At 61.6% G+C, this 15,811-nt stretch carries 12 protein-coding genes; 5 read left to right on the top strand and 7 right to left on the bottom strand.

All coding sequences use genetic code 11. The annotated features are described in order from the left end of the window. Window positions 1–109 precede the first annotated feature (109 nt). A complete protein-coding gene (locus Q1A63_RS06190) occupies window positions 110–1,831 on the bottom strand; it encodes a peptide ABC transporter substrate-binding protein (RefSeq protein WP_298969943.1) in 1,722 nt (573 codons plus the stop codon). Window positions 1,832–2,109: 278 nt separating this feature from the next. Here Q1A63_RS06190 and Q1A63_RS06195 point away from each other — a divergent pair, with 278 nt between their 5' ends. The 4 genes from Q1A63_RS06195 (at window position 2,110) to Q1A63_RS06210 (ending at window position 7,995) form a co-directional block, all read left to right on the top strand. Further along, on the top strand, window positions 2,110–4,047 hold the full coding sequence (locus Q1A63_RS06195) for an ABC transporter ATP-binding protein (RefSeq protein ID WP_298969942.1): 1,938 nt from the start codon (window positions 2,110–2,112) through the stop codon (window positions 4,045–4,047). Further along, window positions 4,040–5,203 carry an acetylornithine deacetylase gene (gene argE, locus Q1A63_RS06200; protein WP_299631049.1) on the top strand — a complete coding sequence of 388 codons (1,164 nt, stop codon included), beginning with the start codon at window positions 4,040–4,042 and terminating at the stop codon, window positions 5,201–5,203. The genes Q1A63_RS06195 and argE overlap by 8 nt, the downstream gene beginning before the upstream one ends. Window positions 5,204–5,275: 72 nt before the next feature. Beyond that, the gene (locus tag Q1A63_RS06205) at window positions 5,276–6,622 is read left to right on the top strand and encodes an FAD-binding oxidoreductase (RefSeq protein ID WP_298969940.1); all 1,347 of its coding nucleotides are present in this window, start codon (window positions 5,276–5,278) and stop codon (window positions 6,620–6,622) included. Between the two features lie 206 nt (window positions 6,623–6,828). Then, window positions 6,829–7,995 carry a M20 aminoacylase family protein gene (locus Q1A63_RS06210; protein WP_298969939.1) on the top strand — a complete coding sequence of 389 codons (1,167 nt, stop codon included), beginning with the start codon at window positions 6,829–6,831 and terminating at the stop codon, window positions 7,993–7,995. Window positions 7,996–8,010: 15 nt separating this feature from the next. On the opposite strand, the gene Q1A63_RS06215 is transcribed toward Q1A63_RS06210, so the two are convergent. From Q1A63_RS06215 to moaA, 3 genes are read right to left on the bottom strand one after another with little or no spacing between them, the layout of a single operon-like run. Continuing rightward, window positions 8,011–9,078 (bottom strand): glycosyltransferase family 4 protein, encoded by a 1,068-nt coding sequence (locus tag Q1A63_RS06215; RefSeq protein ID WP_299631052.1) that lies wholly within the window; start codon window positions 9,076–9,078, stop codon window positions 8,011–8,013. Further along, window positions 9,075–10,373 carry a 3-deoxy-D-manno-octulosonic acid transferase gene (locus tag Q1A63_RS06220; RefSeq protein WP_299631054.1) on the bottom strand — a complete coding sequence of 433 codons (1,299 nt, stop codon included), beginning with the start codon at window positions 10,371–10,373 and terminating at the stop codon, window positions 9,075–9,077. The genes Q1A63_RS06215 and Q1A63_RS06220 overlap by 4 nt, the downstream gene beginning before the upstream one ends. An 8-nt stretch (window positions 10,374–10,381) precedes the next feature. Further along, the gene (moaA, locus tag Q1A63_RS06225) at window positions 10,382–11,389 is read right to left on the bottom strand and encodes a GTP 3',8-cyclase MoaA (protein ID WP_299631056.1); all 1,008 of its coding nucleotides are present in this window, start codon (window positions 11,387–11,389) and stop codon (window positions 10,382–10,384) included. 84 nt (window positions 11,390–11,473) lie between these two features. Here moaA and Q1A63_RS06230 point away from each other — a divergent pair, with 84 nt between their 5' ends. After that, on the top strand, window positions 11,474–11,947 hold the full coding sequence (locus Q1A63_RS06230) for a hypothetical protein (RefSeq protein WP_299499242.1): 474 nt from the start codon (window positions 11,474–11,476) through the stop codon (window positions 11,945–11,947). 2 nt (window positions 11,948–11,949) lie between these two features. Here the strand turns inward: Q1A63_RS06230 and Q1A63_RS06235 are convergent, their stop codons facing one another. The 3 genes from Q1A63_RS06235 to glmU are packed head-to-tail and all read right to left on the bottom strand — an operon-like array spanning window position 11,950 to window position 15,682. Next, window positions 11,950–12,504 (bottom strand): pyridoxamine 5'-phosphate oxidase family protein, encoded by a 555-nt coding sequence (locus Q1A63_RS06235; RefSeq protein ID WP_298969934.1) that lies wholly within the window; start codon window positions 12,502–12,504, stop codon window positions 11,950–11,952. Between the two features lie 3 nt (window positions 12,505–12,507). Next, a complete protein-coding gene (gene glmS, locus Q1A63_RS06240) occupies window positions 12,508–14,328 on the bottom strand; it encodes a glutamine--fructose-6-phosphate transaminase (isomerizing) (protein ID WP_298969933.1) in 1,821 nt (606 codons plus the stop codon). 1 nt (window position 14,329) lies between these two features. Further along, window positions 14,330–15,682 (bottom strand): bifunctional UDP-N-acetylglucosamine diphosphorylase/glucosamine-1-phosphate N-acetyltransferase GlmU, encoded by a 1,353-nt coding sequence (gene glmU / locus Q1A63_RS06245; RefSeq protein ID WP_298969932.1) that lies wholly within the window; start codon window positions 15,680–15,682, stop codon window positions 14,330–14,332. Window positions 15,683–15,811 lie beyond the last annotated feature (129 nt).

A 15,811-nucleotide genomic window follows, 5' to 3' on the forward strand; every position in this document is an offset into this window, starting at 1 on the left:
ATGCGTCAGTCTTGTTATTGTTGCGAGCTATGCGGCGCATAAATCAATTTCGCCGCCACAAAAAGAGGGCAGGGGCGCATCTTATTGTGCGCCCCTGCTCAAATTTGTGTCAGTTACTGATGCGGTACCAGTCCGCGGCATTCCACAATTCGGAATCCCAGGTGTTCAGGATCACACCGCCCAGCGTCGTCGAGTGTGCCGACACACGACCACGGTCCACCAGCGGCACGATCGTCATTGTCTCGCGGGTGATGATGTCGTTCAGGCGCTTGGCAATTTCGCCGCGCTTGTCGAGCTCACCGGTGCGGGCCAATTCATCGAGAAGGGCATCATATTCTTCGTTGCAGAAGCGGTTGATGTTCTCACCCTGCCATTGGCTGGAGGGTTTAGGCTCGCCACCGCAACGGTAGGCCGACAGGTAGGCCTGCGGGTCGGTGCCGTCGAAGTTGTTGGCGTACATTTCCACATCCGCGTAGAACTTCTGGAAGGTGTCGGGCGAGCCCGGGTCACCGCCGAAGAACACGGAGGCGTCAAGGTTCCGCAACTCGGTTTCAACACCGATCTGGTTCCACCAGTCCTTGATCAGGGCCTGGAAGTCCTGACGCACCGCGTTGGTCGAGGTCTGGTAGAGGATCGACAGTTTCACGCCGTCCTTGTCCCGCACGCCGTCACCGTCGCTATCGACCCAACCGGCCTCATCCAGCAGCGCCTTGGCGCCGTCGATGTCCTGCGTCAGGCATTCCGTATTGTCGGAGGCATAAAGCGCCGGAGCAGGTACGAGGTTACAGGTCGCGCGACCCGCCTGACCGTAGCCGATCTCGACCAGCAGTTCGCGGTCGATGGCCATGGACAGCGCCTTGCGCACGTTGAAATCAGACAGGAAGGGGTGTGGATGCGCAATGGTGGAGCGCTCGCCTTCCGGCAGGTCCGGCGAAGGGTTGGTGAGGTTCATCTCGAGCCGCTCAACCAGCGTGCCGAAGGCCGAGACAGGCACACCTTTGCCGGCTTCGGCCATTTTGGCCAGAACGTCGGGGGCCAGTTGCAGGTTCCAGGCGTAGTCGAATTCGCCGGTCTCCAGAACCGCGCGGCCTGCCGCTGTTGCGTCACCGCCGCCCTTGAAGGTCAGTGAGGCAAAGGCTGGCTTGCCTTCGTGGCGGAAGTTTTCATTCGCCACCATCTGGATCACGTCATTGGGACGGAAATCCGTGACGACGAAGGGGCCGGTGCCGATGGGGTTGAAGTTCGCTTCTGTGCACTCAGGCGCTTTGGCCCCGAGGCAGTCTGCAAACTGCGCCTTTTGAATGATCGGGGATTGGCCGCCCATGAAGGGGCCGTAAGGGTTCGGTTTGGCGTCGACGAAGTTAACTTTGACCGTCAGGTCATCAAGGATCTCTACGCTTTCCACGCCGTCAAATTTGGACGCCTGCGCGCAGCCGCCTTCGGGGTGCATGCAGTATTCAGCGGTAAAGGCAACATCCGCCGAGGTCACAGGGGAGCCGTCTGACCAGACAAGGCCTTCGCTCAGTTTCCAGGTGATGGATTTCAGATCTGCGCTGACGCCACCATTCTCAACGGTCGGGATCTCGTCGACCAGATAGGGCACCAGATTGCCGTTTTCGTCGTAGCGGCCCAGCGGCTCAATCACCAGCGAGGCAGATTCGAGATCTTTCGTACCACCGGAAAGGTAAGGGTTCAGGATCGATGGGGCCTGCCAGTAGATGATGTTGACCTGACCATCTCTGCCACGTTCGCCCTCATGGCCGTCTGCAAATGCGACGGGTGCCAGTGCGGTTGTGGCGATTGCCCCCAATAGTAGGGTTTTGAGTTTCATTTTGTACTCCATGTTGGACACGTGAATGCCGTTGCGCGCCTCGATTGCGTCTTGGGCGCTTGAGTGCTGACCGGAAGCAATGTGAGAACACTGACCTAACTTTGCGAAAAGACGCAACTTTTGAGCCGAGCCCCCGGGGGTGCATATGCCCATCGAAGCATCTTTTTCGGAAAAAGCAACCCTTGTGATGGATGACTTTGTGGCAACTGCCCCGGACGGGTTTGACACCACTGGCGTCTTGGCTTTAGCGTCCCGGGACAAGAACATCAGGGGCGACCATGCTGGATCACGAACAACAAAGCGGTGCTGTGCATCCTATTGCACAAATCAAAGGGCTGCGGGTCGAATTCCAAACCAAGGACGGGCCGGTTATCGGGGTCGAGGATGTTTCCTTTGACATCAACCCGGGCGAGACCGTCTGCGTGGTGGGCGAAAGCGGGTCCGGCAAGTCGGTGTCATCGCTCTCCCTGATGCGGCTTGTGGAGTTTGGCGGCGGCGAAATCACTGGTGGGCAGCTGTGGTTTGATCGCCCGGATGCCGATGATGTTGACCTGGCCAGCACCGATCCGGAAAAGATGCGCTCGATCCGGGGCAATGAGATCGGGATGATCTTTCAGGAGCCGATGACGGCGCTGAACCCGGTGTTCACCGTCGGGCGGCAGCTGACCGAGGGGCTGCGTCTGCACAAGGATATGACGCGCGCTGAAGCCGAGGCGCGGGCGCTGGAGCTGTTGCGCGAGGTCCGCATTCCGGAACCGGAGCGGCGTTTGGTGCAATACCCGCACGAGCTTTCGGGCGGGATGCGACAACGTGTGGTGATTGCCATGGCGTTGGCCTGCAAGCCGCGTCTGCTGATCGCCGACGAGCCGACAACCGCCTTGGATGTGACCATTCAGGCGGAAATTCTGGCGTTGATGGACCGGTTGAAGCGTGAGACCGGCACGGCGGTGATGTTCATCACCCATGACATGGCGGTGGTGGCACAGATGGCCGACCGCGTGGTTGTGATGTTCCGCGGCAACAAGGTCGAAGAAGGCCCCGTGGCCGAGATTTTCGAGAACCCGCAGCACCCCTATACCAAGGCGCTGCTGGCAGCGGTGCCGAAACTGGGGGAAATGACCGGCAAGGCATTCCCGGAGCCGATGAAGCTCTTGGGCACCGAGGGCCATGAGATCAAACCGATCACCGGTACGGATGAGGTGCTGCTGTCGGTCAAGAACCTGACCACGCGATTCCCGGTCAAGGGTGGCTTTTTCCGACGTACCGTGGCCAATGTGCACGCGGTGGAGGATGTCTCTTTCACCATCAACAAGGGGCAGACACTGAGCCTTGTTGGCGAAAGCGGCTGTGGCAAATCCACCGCCGGGCGGTCGATCCTGCGGCTTGTCGATCCGATGTCCGGTGAGGTCAACCTCGACGGCACTGATGTCATGGCGCTGGATCACAACGCGCTGCGCGAGGCGCGGCTCGACATGCAGATGATCTTTCAGGATCCCTTCGCCTCGCTCAATCCGCAGATGCAGCTGAGCGATCAGGTGGCCGAACCGATGCACAACTACGGCACGCTTAAGGGGTCGGCCGTGCAGGACCGCGTCGGCATGCTCTTTGACCGGGTGGAACTGCCCCGCAGCTTCATGCGCCGCTTTCCGCACGAGCTTTCGGGTGGGCAGCGGCAACGGGTGGCCATCGCCCGCGCCCTGGCGCTCAATCCGAAACTGATCATCGCGGATGAGGCCGTCTCGGCGCTGGATGTGTCGGTGCAGGCGCAGGTGCTGAACCTGATGCTGGAGCTGCAGGCCGAAATGGGGCTGTCGTTCCTGTTCATCAGCCATGACATGGCGGTGGTTGAACGCGTCAGCCATCAGGTGGGCGTGATGTATCTGGGCCGGATTGTCGAACTGGGGCCGCGCGCGCGGGTCTTCGAAAACCCGCAGCATGCCTATACGCAGGCGCTGATGAAGGCGGTGCCCATCGCGGACCCGCGCAAACGCAAGGACGAGCGGGATCTGAACTTCAAACCGATCCCATCGCCGATCCATCCGGTTGGCTACGCGCCCGGACCTTCAGTCTATGACGAAGTTGAACCGGGGCATTTTGTGTTGCAGGGCGACTGGGGCGGCTATAAGCGCGATGACGCATTGGTGCGCACAGAAAACCGACTGCGCGAAGGGCAGGACGCCCCGGAAGGGTTGAGCGGACGCCGCCTGTATGACTGACCGGCTCACCCCATTGGAGCTGATGCGCCAACTGGTCAGCTTCCCCACCGTCAGCCGTGACACCAACCTGCCCTTGATCGACTGGGTGGATGACTATCTCAGCAGTCACGGGATCGCATCGCATCGCTACGATCATCCCGATGAACCCAAGGCGGCGCTCTTTGCGCATGTTGGACCTTGGGAAGAAGGCGCGATCGTGCTCTCCGGTCACACCGATGTGGTCCCGGTGGATGGCCAGCCCTGGGACAGCGATCCCTTTGATCTGGTGGAGAGAGACGACAAGTATTTCGGGCGCGGCACCTGCGATATGAAGGGGTTCGACGCGCTGGCGATCTGGGCAATGGTCGAGGCACATCACGCAGGGATCAAACGACCGCTGCAGATTGCGCTGAGCTTTGATGAGGAAATCGGCTGCATCGGTGCGCCGCCGATGATTGCGGCCATGCAGCCGGTCTTGCCCAAAGGGTCCGCCGTGATCGTGGGCGAGCCCTCGTCGATGCGCGTGGTGGCCGGCCACAAGGGCGGCACCGGGTTCAATACCCATATCCGCGGCTTTGAAGTGCATTCCTCGCTGCTGGACCGCGGTGTGAATGCGATCATGTATGGTGCCAAGCTGATCGAATGGGCCAATGAGATGAACGCGCAAAACCAGAGCGCCACACCCGGCGCCATGGCGGCGATGTTCGACCCGGCCTACACCACGGTTCATGTCGGGATGATCGAGGGCGGCACGGCGCATAACATCACCGCCAAGGATTGTTATTTCGCGGTCGATTTCCGCGTGGTGCCCGGCGAGAGCAAATCGGATTGGGAGGCGCGTTACCGCGCGCGTGTCGCCGAGGTCGAAGCGCTCATGCAGGCGGTGGTGCCGGAGACGAAGATCGAAATCTCACCCCGCTTTGATGTGCCGGGGTTGCAGCCTGAGGTCGAGGGTGAAGCCGAGAGCCTGGTGCGGATGCTGACCGGCGACAATGCCAGCCATGTGGTCAGCTACGGCACGGAAGCCGGGCAATTTCAGGAAGCGGGATATTCTGCTGTCATCTGCGGTCCGGGTGATATTGCACAGGCGCATCAGCCCAACGAATTTATTTCAGTTGCAGAATTCAACGCAGGCCACAGCTTTATGCAGAAGCTGGTCACCCGATTGTGCCAATGAGCCGGTTGGCCTGGTGTGGAAAAACCCCGCAATGCGCGGCAGATCGTCTTGTTGAGACACGCTTTGCCTGATATGCAGTCTTTTCCCTTTTCAGACGCAACAACCCGACGTTTTTCCGCAGCGCTGCCAGCGCAGGCGGATGTTGTCGTCGTGGGTGGCGGGGTTGTGGGGGTCTCAACGGCTCTTTTCCTGACGCGCGCGGGTCAAAAGGTGGTTCTGCTGGAAAAAGGCTGCATTGCGGGCGAACAATCCAGCCGCAACTGGGGGTGGATCCGCCAGCAGGGACGCGACCCGGATGAGCTGCCGATCATGGTGGAGGCCAATCGCCTCTGGCGTGAGCTGGCGACCCAGACCAATCAGGATATCGGGCTCACGCAGGGCGGCGTGACCTATCTGGCACAGTCTGAGGCGCAGATGGCCCGTTATGCAGACTGGATCGCCCATGCCCGCGATGCGGGCGTCGATACACGGCTCCTGTCCGCAACTGAGGCTGCAGATTTGGTGCCCGGCATGTCCAAAAAATACGCCGGCGCGCTGCACACCGCTTCCGACATGCGGGCTGAACCCTGGCTGGCGGTGCCTGCTGTGGCCGAGATTGCGCAGCGCGAAGGTGCCGTACTCATCGAGAATTGTGCCGTGCGCTGCCTTGATCTTGCGGCCGGGCGGGTGGCCGGGGTTGTCACGGAACGGGGCAGGGTCGCCGCCCCGGAAGTGGTTTTGGCAGGCGGCGCGTGGTCCGCGCTTTTCCTGCGCAATCATGGTGTGGCGCTGCCGCAGTTGTCCGTGCGCGCAACCGTTGCGGCCACGTCGGCGCTGCCGGTGGTGGCCCCAGGTGGCGTCGCGGATGATGAGATTGCCTTTCGTGCCCGCGTGGATGGCGGGTACACCCTTGCGCCGGGCGGGTTTCATGAGCTGTTTCTGGGGTGGGACGCTCTGCGCGCCTTGCCGAAATTCCTGACCCAGCTGCGCGCGGCCCCCTTTGGCACCAGATTTCTGCCCGTCGCACCCAAAGGGTATCCCGATGGCTGGCGCACACCCCGACACTGGTCGGGGGATCAGCCCAGCCCCTTTGAGGCCCTGCGCGTGTTGAACCCGAAACCGAACATGAGCCGGGCAAATCGCCTGAAAAGCCAATTCGCACAGCTGTTTCCGGAACTACCCGATTTTCAGCTGTCGCATGCCTGGGCCGGCATGATCGATACCATGCCCGACATCGTGCCCGTGGTGGACAGGGTGGCGGCATTGCCGGGGCTCACCCTGGGCACGGGCATGAGCGGCCACGGGTTTGGCATCGGTCCAGCAATGGGGCGGGTGCTTGCGGATCTGGCGCAGGGCAAACCACCGGGGCATGATCTGACCCGCTTCAGACTGGCACGTTTTTCAGACGGCAGCAGGATGCACCTTGGTCCGGCCCTCTAGCGCTGCCCTGGATATTGTCCATGAATTTTCGCGATCTGGTTGAAGACCCGGCACAGCGGGTTAAGATACCGGTAAGCGGTCGGAATCGCGCCCGCATTTCCGTGCCCTGAAGGCACCCAACGCCCAAAAGCCTGAACCATGGTGGCCATTTGCCTTATGCAAGAAGCGCCGTACGTGGTCGCATGGCCGTCAAGGAGACGATACGCATGCCTGTCAAAAACCGTTTTGCCGAACTGCATGATGAAATCACCGCATGGCGACGCGACTTGCATGAGCACCCGGAGTTGCTTTTCGATACGCATCGCACCTCCGCGTTGGTGGCGGAAAAGCTGACGGCCTTCGGGTGTGACGAGGTCGTCACGGGCATCGGGCGCACCGGTGTCGTGGGCGTGATCAAGGGCAATTCGGACACCTCCGGCAAGGTGATCGGCTTGCGTGCGGATATGGATGCCCTGCCGATATTGGAACAGACTGGTGTTGAATATGCCTCCAAAACACCGGGCGCGATGCACGCCTGTGGGCATGACGGGCATACTGCAATGCTGCTGGGGGCGGCGAAATACCTCGCGGAGACGCGCAATTTCGATGGCACGGCCGTGGTGATCTTCCAGCCTGCCGAAGAGGGCGGAGGTGGTGGCCGCGAAATGTGCGAAGACGGGATGATGGACCGTTTCGGTATTCAGGAAGTTTACGGCATGCACAATTGGCCGGGCCGTCCCTTGGGCAGTTTCGCGATCCGCCCCGGTGCGTTTTTTGCTGCGACGGATATCTTTGAGATTGAGGTCGAAGGTTTGGGGGGTCACGCCGCAAAGCCGCATGAAACCGTGGATACCACCGTTGTGGCGAGCCAGATTGTCGTTGCCTTGCAGACCATTGCCAGCCGTTTCGCGGATCCGGTTGATCAGGTCGTGGTCTCCGTCACCTCGTTCGAGACCTCCTCCAAGGCGTTCAATGTCATCCCGCAGCGGGTGGCCCTCAAGGGTACGGTGCGCACGATGTCCGGTGAGATGCGGGACCTTGCAGAAACGCGTCTGAAGAAGATTGCGACAGGTGTGGCGGAGAGCTTTGGTGCCGAGGCGCGGGTGGATTATGTGCGCAATTATCCGGTCATGGTGAACCACGATGAGCAGACCAAATTTGCAGCAGATGTCGCGACCAAGATCAGCGGCTCCTGTGCCGACGCACCGCTGGTCATGGGCGGCGAGGATTTCGCCTTCATGCTCGAAGAACGCCCGGGCGCCTATATTCTGGTCGGCAACGGACCGGGCGCGGCGGTGCACCACCCGGAGTACAATTTCAACGATGAGGCGATCCCGGCAGGCTGTAGCTGGTGGGCGGAGATCGTTGAACAACGGCTGCCCGTCGCCTCATAGTGGGCCAGGCCGGGATTAGGCGGCGAGCAGCTTGCGGTACACCGCGATGATGGCAGCAGCCTCCTGTTCGATGCGGAAGTTGTCGACCACGTTTTGCCGGGCGGCCTCCGACATCGATTGAAGGTTTTCCGGGGATGACAGGATCCGGCTGACCCGGTCCGCGATGGCGGACGCGTCTTCGATCTCCACCAGATGCCCGGTCTCCCCTTCCACCACCAACTCTTCAAAAGCGCCCACTTTCGTGGCGACAACGGGCGCACCGCAGGCCATGGCCTCCAGCGGTGTCAGCCCGAACCCTTCCCAACGTTGCGGGGCCACATAGAGGTCCAGCGCCTGAAAATGACGGGCCAAATCCGCAATCGGCACCTCATCCCGGAACAGAATCCGATCCGACAATCCCGCGCTTTCAACGTCATCCTTGAGCTTTTTCAGGAAATCCTGATGTTCCGCCGTCGCCCGCCCCATGATGAGGGCCTTGCCCTCGGGGTGTTTACTGAAAACGTCGATCATCGCAGCGACAAAGAGATCATTGCCCTTTTGATGCCGGATGCGGCCAAAGCAGCCGATCAGGGGGCCATCAGGGGGTAAATCCAGCGCGATACGCAAGGCTGCCCGGTCGTCAACCGGTTGAAACTGTTCGCAATCCACACCGTGCCGGATCACCGTTGCATCGCGTTCCAGATAGCTCGCGGATTTCGACGAGGTTGCGATGATCGCGTCCATTTGCCGGATCAGCCACCGGGTGAACCCGGTGTGCCGTCGCTGTGCCGCAGAGGTGAAAAGCAGCTTGAGCTTCTTGCCGGTGATGTATTTCAGCGCAAGACCCGCGATCATTTCGACGTTGCGACGCGCGTGCCAGACCCGGGCGCCGGAAGGGCCGCGTCGCGGCAGGCGCAACAGCCGCACCGGCGCCATGTTCGGCACCTCGGGCGGCAGATCGGGCGCGCAGGCAGTGATCGCGATGTCATGCGCCTGCAGCGGCACCAGACGGATCACGGTCGACGTCACGCCGGAATGGCGACGTTTGAAATTCGGCGCAATCACCTCAATGTCTCGCAGCACTGGCGCGGGAACAGAACTCATCGGATGTCATCCTCAAGCTTGAGCATATGGATCAGGCGGGCCGCAATGGAGCCCAGTTCGTCCGATTTCCCCCGCACAAACTGGTCCGCCGCCGTCAGACTGGCAGCAGCATGGGCGGGGTCCTTCAACAGCCTTCCGGCGGCCTTTGCAAGGGCGGGCGCGTCATCGACAATTTCCGCGGCCCCCATTTCCGTCATGTCCGAATAGGTTTCCGCAAAACTGGTCACATGCGGCCCCGACAGCACCGCAGCCTGCGCTTGCACCACCTCAAATGGATTATGCCCGCCGATGGGCAGCAGCGAGCCACCGAGAAAGGCGAAATCGGTGAGCGTGTACCAATTGCCCAGCTCGCCCAGCGTATCCGCGAGGTAGACCGCGTCCTCCGCCGTTGGCAGCGCCTGCTGCGAGCGGGTGGCATGGCTGAGGCCGTGATCCGATATCAGTGCGGCCACCTCATCGCTGCGATCCGGATGACGCGGCACCAGGATCAGCAGCAGATCGGGGATATCTTCCAGCAGCGCCTTATGCGCCGCCAGCACCGTGGCCTCTTCTCCCTTGTGGGTAGAGGCCGCGACCCAGATCGGGCGCGCCTTGATGGCGGTGCGCACCTGCGCCAGCACCGCCGGGTCGGTGGGCAGTGGCGAGGACATGGCCTTGAGATTGGTGCCGCGCGCGACCCGATCCACCGGGGCGTGCATCGCCACCATCGCCTGCGCCATCTCGTCATTCTGCGTCAGGATCAGATCGAAGACATCCAGCACATAGGCCGCCAGCGCCGGTTTGCTGGCCCAGGCCGCACGGGATTTCGCACTCAGCCGCGCGTTGACCAGCGCCATGGGGGTGCCCCTGTCGCGGGTCATGCGCAGCATCCGGGGCCAAAGCTCACTTTCCACAAAGATCGCGGCGGCCGGGCGCCAATGCCCCAGAAACCGGCTAAGCGGGCCGCGCGCGTCCAGCGGTGCAAACTGATGCACGGTCCGCGGTGGCATCCGGTCTGCGACCAGCTTGGCTGAGGTCGGTGTGCCGGAGGTGATCAAAAAATACGCGCGCGGCAGCATTTCACCCATTTTGGCAATCAGCGCCAGCACCGAGAGGCTCTCGCCGACGGAGGCGGCGTGAAACCAGATCAGATGGCCCGCCCCGGAGCGCGGCTGGCTGGCATGGCCCATCTTCTCATGCGCGCGTAACACCGAGACGCCTTGCCGGCGCAATTTGCGAATTTCGGACCAGGCCGCAAAGGGCGCCAACAGGACGGTCGCGGCCACATAGACGTGAAAGAGCGGCGGCGCGCGCATGGCTCGGATCAGCCGCCCGTATGGCTCATATGCCGGGGCATCTGTCCGTCGAGACGTTGGCGTGAGTAGTCGAAATCATGACCCTTGGGCTTCAGCGCGATCGCGGCACGGATCGCATCTTCGAGCGGTCCGTTGTCCTCCGGATGCGCCCGCAAGGGCGCGCGCAGGTCCGCGGCATCTTCCTGCCCCAGGCACATGAAGATCTCGCCCGTGCAGGTCAGCCGCACCCGGTTGCAGCTTTCGCAGAAATTGTGGCTGAGCGGTGTGATGAAGCCGATCTTCTGCCCGGTTTCTTCCAGACGGACATAGCGGGCAGGGCCGCCGGTGCGTTCTGCCAGATCGGTCACGGTATAGTGCTCGCTGTAGCGCGCGCGCACATCTTTCAATGACCAATACTGCCCCAGGCGATCTTCATTGCCGATATCGCCCATCGGCATCACTTCGATCCACGTCAGATCAATACCGCGCGCTGCACACCATTCGGTGATGTAGGGCAGCTCAACCTCGTTGAAATCCTTGAGCGCCACCGCGTTCAGTTTCACGCGCAGCCCCGCATCCTGCGCCGCATCAATCCCGCGCAGCACCTGTGGCAGGCGACCCCAGCGGGTGATCTCCGCGAATTTGCTCTCATCCAACGTGTCCAGCGAGACATTCACCCGGCGCACGCCCGCGGCATAGAGGTCCTTGGCAAACCGTTCCAACTGGCTGCCATTGGTCGTCAGCGTCAGCTCTTTCAACGCGCCGCTGTCCAGGTGCCGCGTCATGCCCTGAAAGAACGTCATGATGCCCTTGCGCACCAAAGGCTCGCCGCCGGTGATCCGCAGCTTTTCCACGCCCAGCCCGATGAAGGTCGAACACATGCGGTCCAATTCTTCCAGCGTCAGCAATTCTTTCTTGGGCAGAAAGGTCATGTTTTCAGACATGCAATAGACGCATCGGAAATCGCAGCGATCGGTTACCGAAACTCTCAGGTAGGTAATCGCGCGGGCAAAGGGATCAATCAATGGGGCTGTCATGGCACCATAGGTAATGGTCTGGGGCTGGCGCAGCAAGAGGTTAACGCCATTGATGGAACACCGCACATGTGATTTAGACGGGTCATGTTGAAAACCATGGTGTCCTGGATTGCCTGTGTTGGCGCGCTTCTTGCCATTTCTGGCTGCGCGGAATTTGAACAGCTCGGCGCCGCGCTGGGGGTCGCCAAACCGGAAACGACCGCGCCGGCGCCCGCGAGCGACGGTGTGCCGACAACCGGTCTCAGCACAGCGGAAGCCCTGGATCAAACCACTGACGCCGAACGGCAGGCCGCGGCGCAAACCGGGGGCGGGCGTGCCTTGGGACAAACCGTTGCTTCACTGGGCAGCCCGGCGGAACCGGGCTTCTGGTTGAAAACGCCGCTGGTACAAGCGGAAACGGCAGGTCGCGTCAGAGACCCGGCAACCGGGCTGTCAGTCGCGGTGACGCTGATCCCCATAGACGGCCCCGAAACGGCAGGCAGCCGCTTGTCGCTCTCTGCGATGCGGCTGCTGGAGGTCAACCTGACCGATCTGGTGACCCTTCAGGTTCTGGCCTGATTTCAGCCCTCTTGCGGGTCGAGAATATGCGTTGGCGCGCCATCGATGGTCTGCCTGTTGCGTGTATCCCAATAGGCCGCAATGCCGTCGGGGCCTTTGTCTTCGGCCCATTTCTTCAGCACATCGCGGTCGCCGGCATAGTCCATGAAGGGCACCGCATAGCCGCAGCTGGTCTGGACAATGTCGATGGCCAGATCATAGATCTGCCGCGCCGCGTCCGATTGTGGGAAAAGCGCGTTGAGTTCCGCGAAATCCGCATCGCGCGGGTGCAGCGTTCGTGCAGATCCATAGGTGCGCAAAATCATCGGTTTGGCTTCAAATCCACACCACATCAGCGTCATGCGGTTGGCTTGCGCTAGGTGCCCGGCGGTTTCATTCCCCGATCCGGTCAGATTGCGCCAGGCGATCCGGTTCGGGCCCAGCACGCGCAGGCTGTCCATGCCTTTTGGCGAGATATTCACCTTTCCCTCTGCTGCGGCAGTGCCGACAAAGAAAATATGCTGTGCTTCGATGAAGCGGGTCAGCACGTCACTCAGGTGATCAAATTGCTTGGCCATGATTTATTCCACCGTAACAGATTTTGCGAGGTTGCGCGGTTGGTCCACATCCGTCCCCTTGGCCACGGCCGTATGGTAGGCCAGCAGCTGTGCGGGGATGGCATAAAGGATCGGGGTGACGGCATCGGGCACGGTGGGCAGCTCGATGGTGGCAAAAGCCCCTTCGCCAGCCTCTTTGAGCCCCTGCCGGTCAGAGATCAGGATGACCCGACCCTTGCGTGCCATAACCTCCTGCATATTGCTCACCGTCTTGTCGAACAGCGCGTCGCGTGGGGCCATTACCACCACGGGGACGGTCTTGTCCACCAGTGCGATGGGCCCGTGTTTCAACTCGCCGGACGCATAAGCTTCGGCATGTATATAGCTGATTTCCTTTAGTTTTAGAGCTCCTTCCAGCGCCAGTGGGAACATCAGCCCCCGCCCCAGGAACAGCACGTCACGTGCCTCCGCCAGCTTGAGCGAGGCTTTCTGCATCTCGGCATTGGCCTCCAGCGCGGTGCTGAGCACGCTGGGAATGCTACGCAGGGCCGAGAGGTGCTCGGCCAGGGTCTCGGCGTCAATCTCTCCACGATCCTGTGCCGCCTTGAGCGCCAGAATGAAAAGCACCGCGAGCTGGCAGGTGAAAGCCTTGGTCGAGGCCACACCAATCTCGACGCCTGCGTGAATGGGCAGGACAAGATCGCTTTCGCGGGCAATCGAGCTTTCGGGCACATTCACCACGGAGACGATGCGATCCGCCTTGCCTTCGCAATAGCGCAGGGCGGCCAGCGTATCGGCGGTCTCCCCCGATTGGCTGACAAAAAGCGCTGCGGTGCGCGCAGGAATGGGCGGCTCGCGGTAGCGGAATTCCGACGCTACATCGACATCCACGGGCAGGCGCGCGATCTGTTCAAACCAGTATTTCGCGGTGAGGCAAGCATAGGATGCGGTGCCACAGGCCACCATGGTCAGCCGGTCAACGGTGGAGAAATCAAGCCCCTGATCCGGCAGGATGATCTTGCCTTCATTGTCTAGGTAATTGCTCAGCGCCTGTCCGATCACGGTCGGCTGTTCGGCGATTTCTTTGGCCATGAAATGCTTGTGGCCGCCCTTGTCGATACGGGTATCACCGATCTGGACGGTCTTGATCGCACGATTGGCCAGCGCGCCGTTGATATCGCGTATCTCGACTGTGCCGCGGGTCACAACCGCCCGGTCGCCCTCTTCGAGATAGCTGATCCGGTCGGTCAGCGGCGACAGGGCAATGGCGTCCGAGCCCACGAACATTTCGCCGTCACCATGGCCGATGGCAAGCGGCGAGCCTTTGCGCGCGGCCACGATCAGATCGTCCTCGCCAGCGAAGAGAAACGCCAGGGCAAAAGCCCCTTCAAGACGGTCCAGCGCCTTGTTGGCGGCCTCAACGGCGTTTGCACCACCCGACATGTAGTGCTCCGTCAGAAGGGCGACAGTTTCCGTATCCGTTTCGGTGACAAAGGAAATTCCTAGCTCCGCCAGCTCCGTGCGCAATTCCCTGAAATTCTCGATGATCCCGTTGTGGACAACGGCGACGCGCCCGGCCTGATGCGGGTGGGCGTTGGTGACCGTAGGCGCACCATGGGTGGCCCAGCGGGTGTGCCCGATCCCGGATTTGCCGGTCAGCGGCTCGTGCACCAACAGATCCGACAGGTTGACCAGCTTGCCCACCGCGCGGCGACGGTCCAGCTTGCCCGCATCGATGGTCGCAATGCCCGCGCTGTCATAGCCGCGATACTCAAGGCGTTTGAGCGCCTCCACCAGAATGGGTGCGGCTTCGTGATGGCCCAAAACCCCTACAATTCCACACATTTTAGCTGCCTCTTTGGAGTTTGGCCTTTTTGGCCCTTAGAATTTGGAACAATTTCGCCGCCATGCCCGGTTTTTCGACCTGCGGGGCCCGGGCGATGGCCAGGGCGTCGGCATCGACGTCCGAGGTGATCACCGAGCCGCTGCCGGTCATCGCACCATCGCCGACATGCACGGGTGCGACCAGCATGGTGTTTGATCCGATAAAGACGTTCTCGCCGATGTCGGTATGGTGTTTCATCACGCCGTCATAGTTGCAGGTGATGGTGCCCGCACCGATATTGGTGCCGCGCCCCAAAGTGGCATCCCCGATATAGCTGAGGTGGTTGACCTTGGTGCCGGTGCCGATCCGCGCGTTCTTGATCTCGACAAAATTACCGACACGCGCGTCTTCGCTGAGTTCGGCCCCCGGACGCAGCCGCGCATAGGGCCCGACGATCGCGCCACGGGCAATGTGACAGCCTTCCAGATGTGAAAACGCCCGTACCGTCACCCCGCTTTCCACGGTGACACTGGGGCCAAAAACCACATTGGGCTCAACAAGGGTGTCGCGGCCGATGACGGTGTCAAAGGCGAAATGCACAGTCTCCGGTGCGGGCAGGGTCACGCCATTCTCGAAGGCGTCGGCGCGGGCGCGGGCTTGAAACGCGGCCTCGGCCCCGGCCAGCTCGGCCCGCGTATTGATGCCCAACGTTTCTGCCTCGTCACAGGTGACGACCGTGGCGCTCAGCCCGCGGGCGCGGGCCAGCCCGACGATATCGGTCAGATAGTATTCTTCGGAGGCGTTATTGTTGTCGACAGCCTCGATCAGGTCGAACAGCAGCGGCGCCTTGCAGGCCACGACACCGCTGTTGCAGAGGGTGATCGCGCGCTCCGCCGCATCCGCGTCCTTGAATTCGACAATCCGTTCCAGCGTATCGCCCGCCATCACCAACCGGCCATAGCGACCGGGATCTGCGGCCTCAAACCCCAGAATGACAACGTCATGAGACGCCTGCGCCTCCATCATCGCGTCCAGCGTTTCAGCCCGCACAAAGGGCGTGTCGCCAAAGAGCACGATCGCCGTGCCATCAAATCCTGCAAGCGCATCGCGTGCCTGTGCTGCGGCATGGGCCGTGCCAAGCTGCTCGGTCTGGGCCACCACCTGCGCGGTCTCGTCATAGGCCAGTGCGGCCTTGCGCACCATATCCGCGCCGTGACCGGCGACCACGACAGTGTGCTCCGGTGCCAGGCTGGCACCTGCCTGCATGGCATGCACGAACAAGGGGGCACCGGCGAGCGGGTGCAGGACCTTGGGCAGGTCCGAATTCATCCGGGTGCCTTTGCCTGCGGCGAGGATGACCAATGCGGTTTTCATGTCGTTTCTCTTTGTGTTCTGCTCCGGCCCTGTTTATCCGTCTGGCGGGGTGGCGCAAGTCACGCGGCCATCAAAGAAGGTTGCGGCTTGCAACATCCCGTGGCGGGGTTACGTGCAGACTACAGCCCG

Source organism: uncultured Roseobacter sp. (genome assembly GCF_947499265.1).
Taxonomy (GTDB): domain Bacteria; phylum Pseudomonadota; class Alphaproteobacteria; order Rhodobacterales; family Rhodobacteraceae; genus Roseobacter.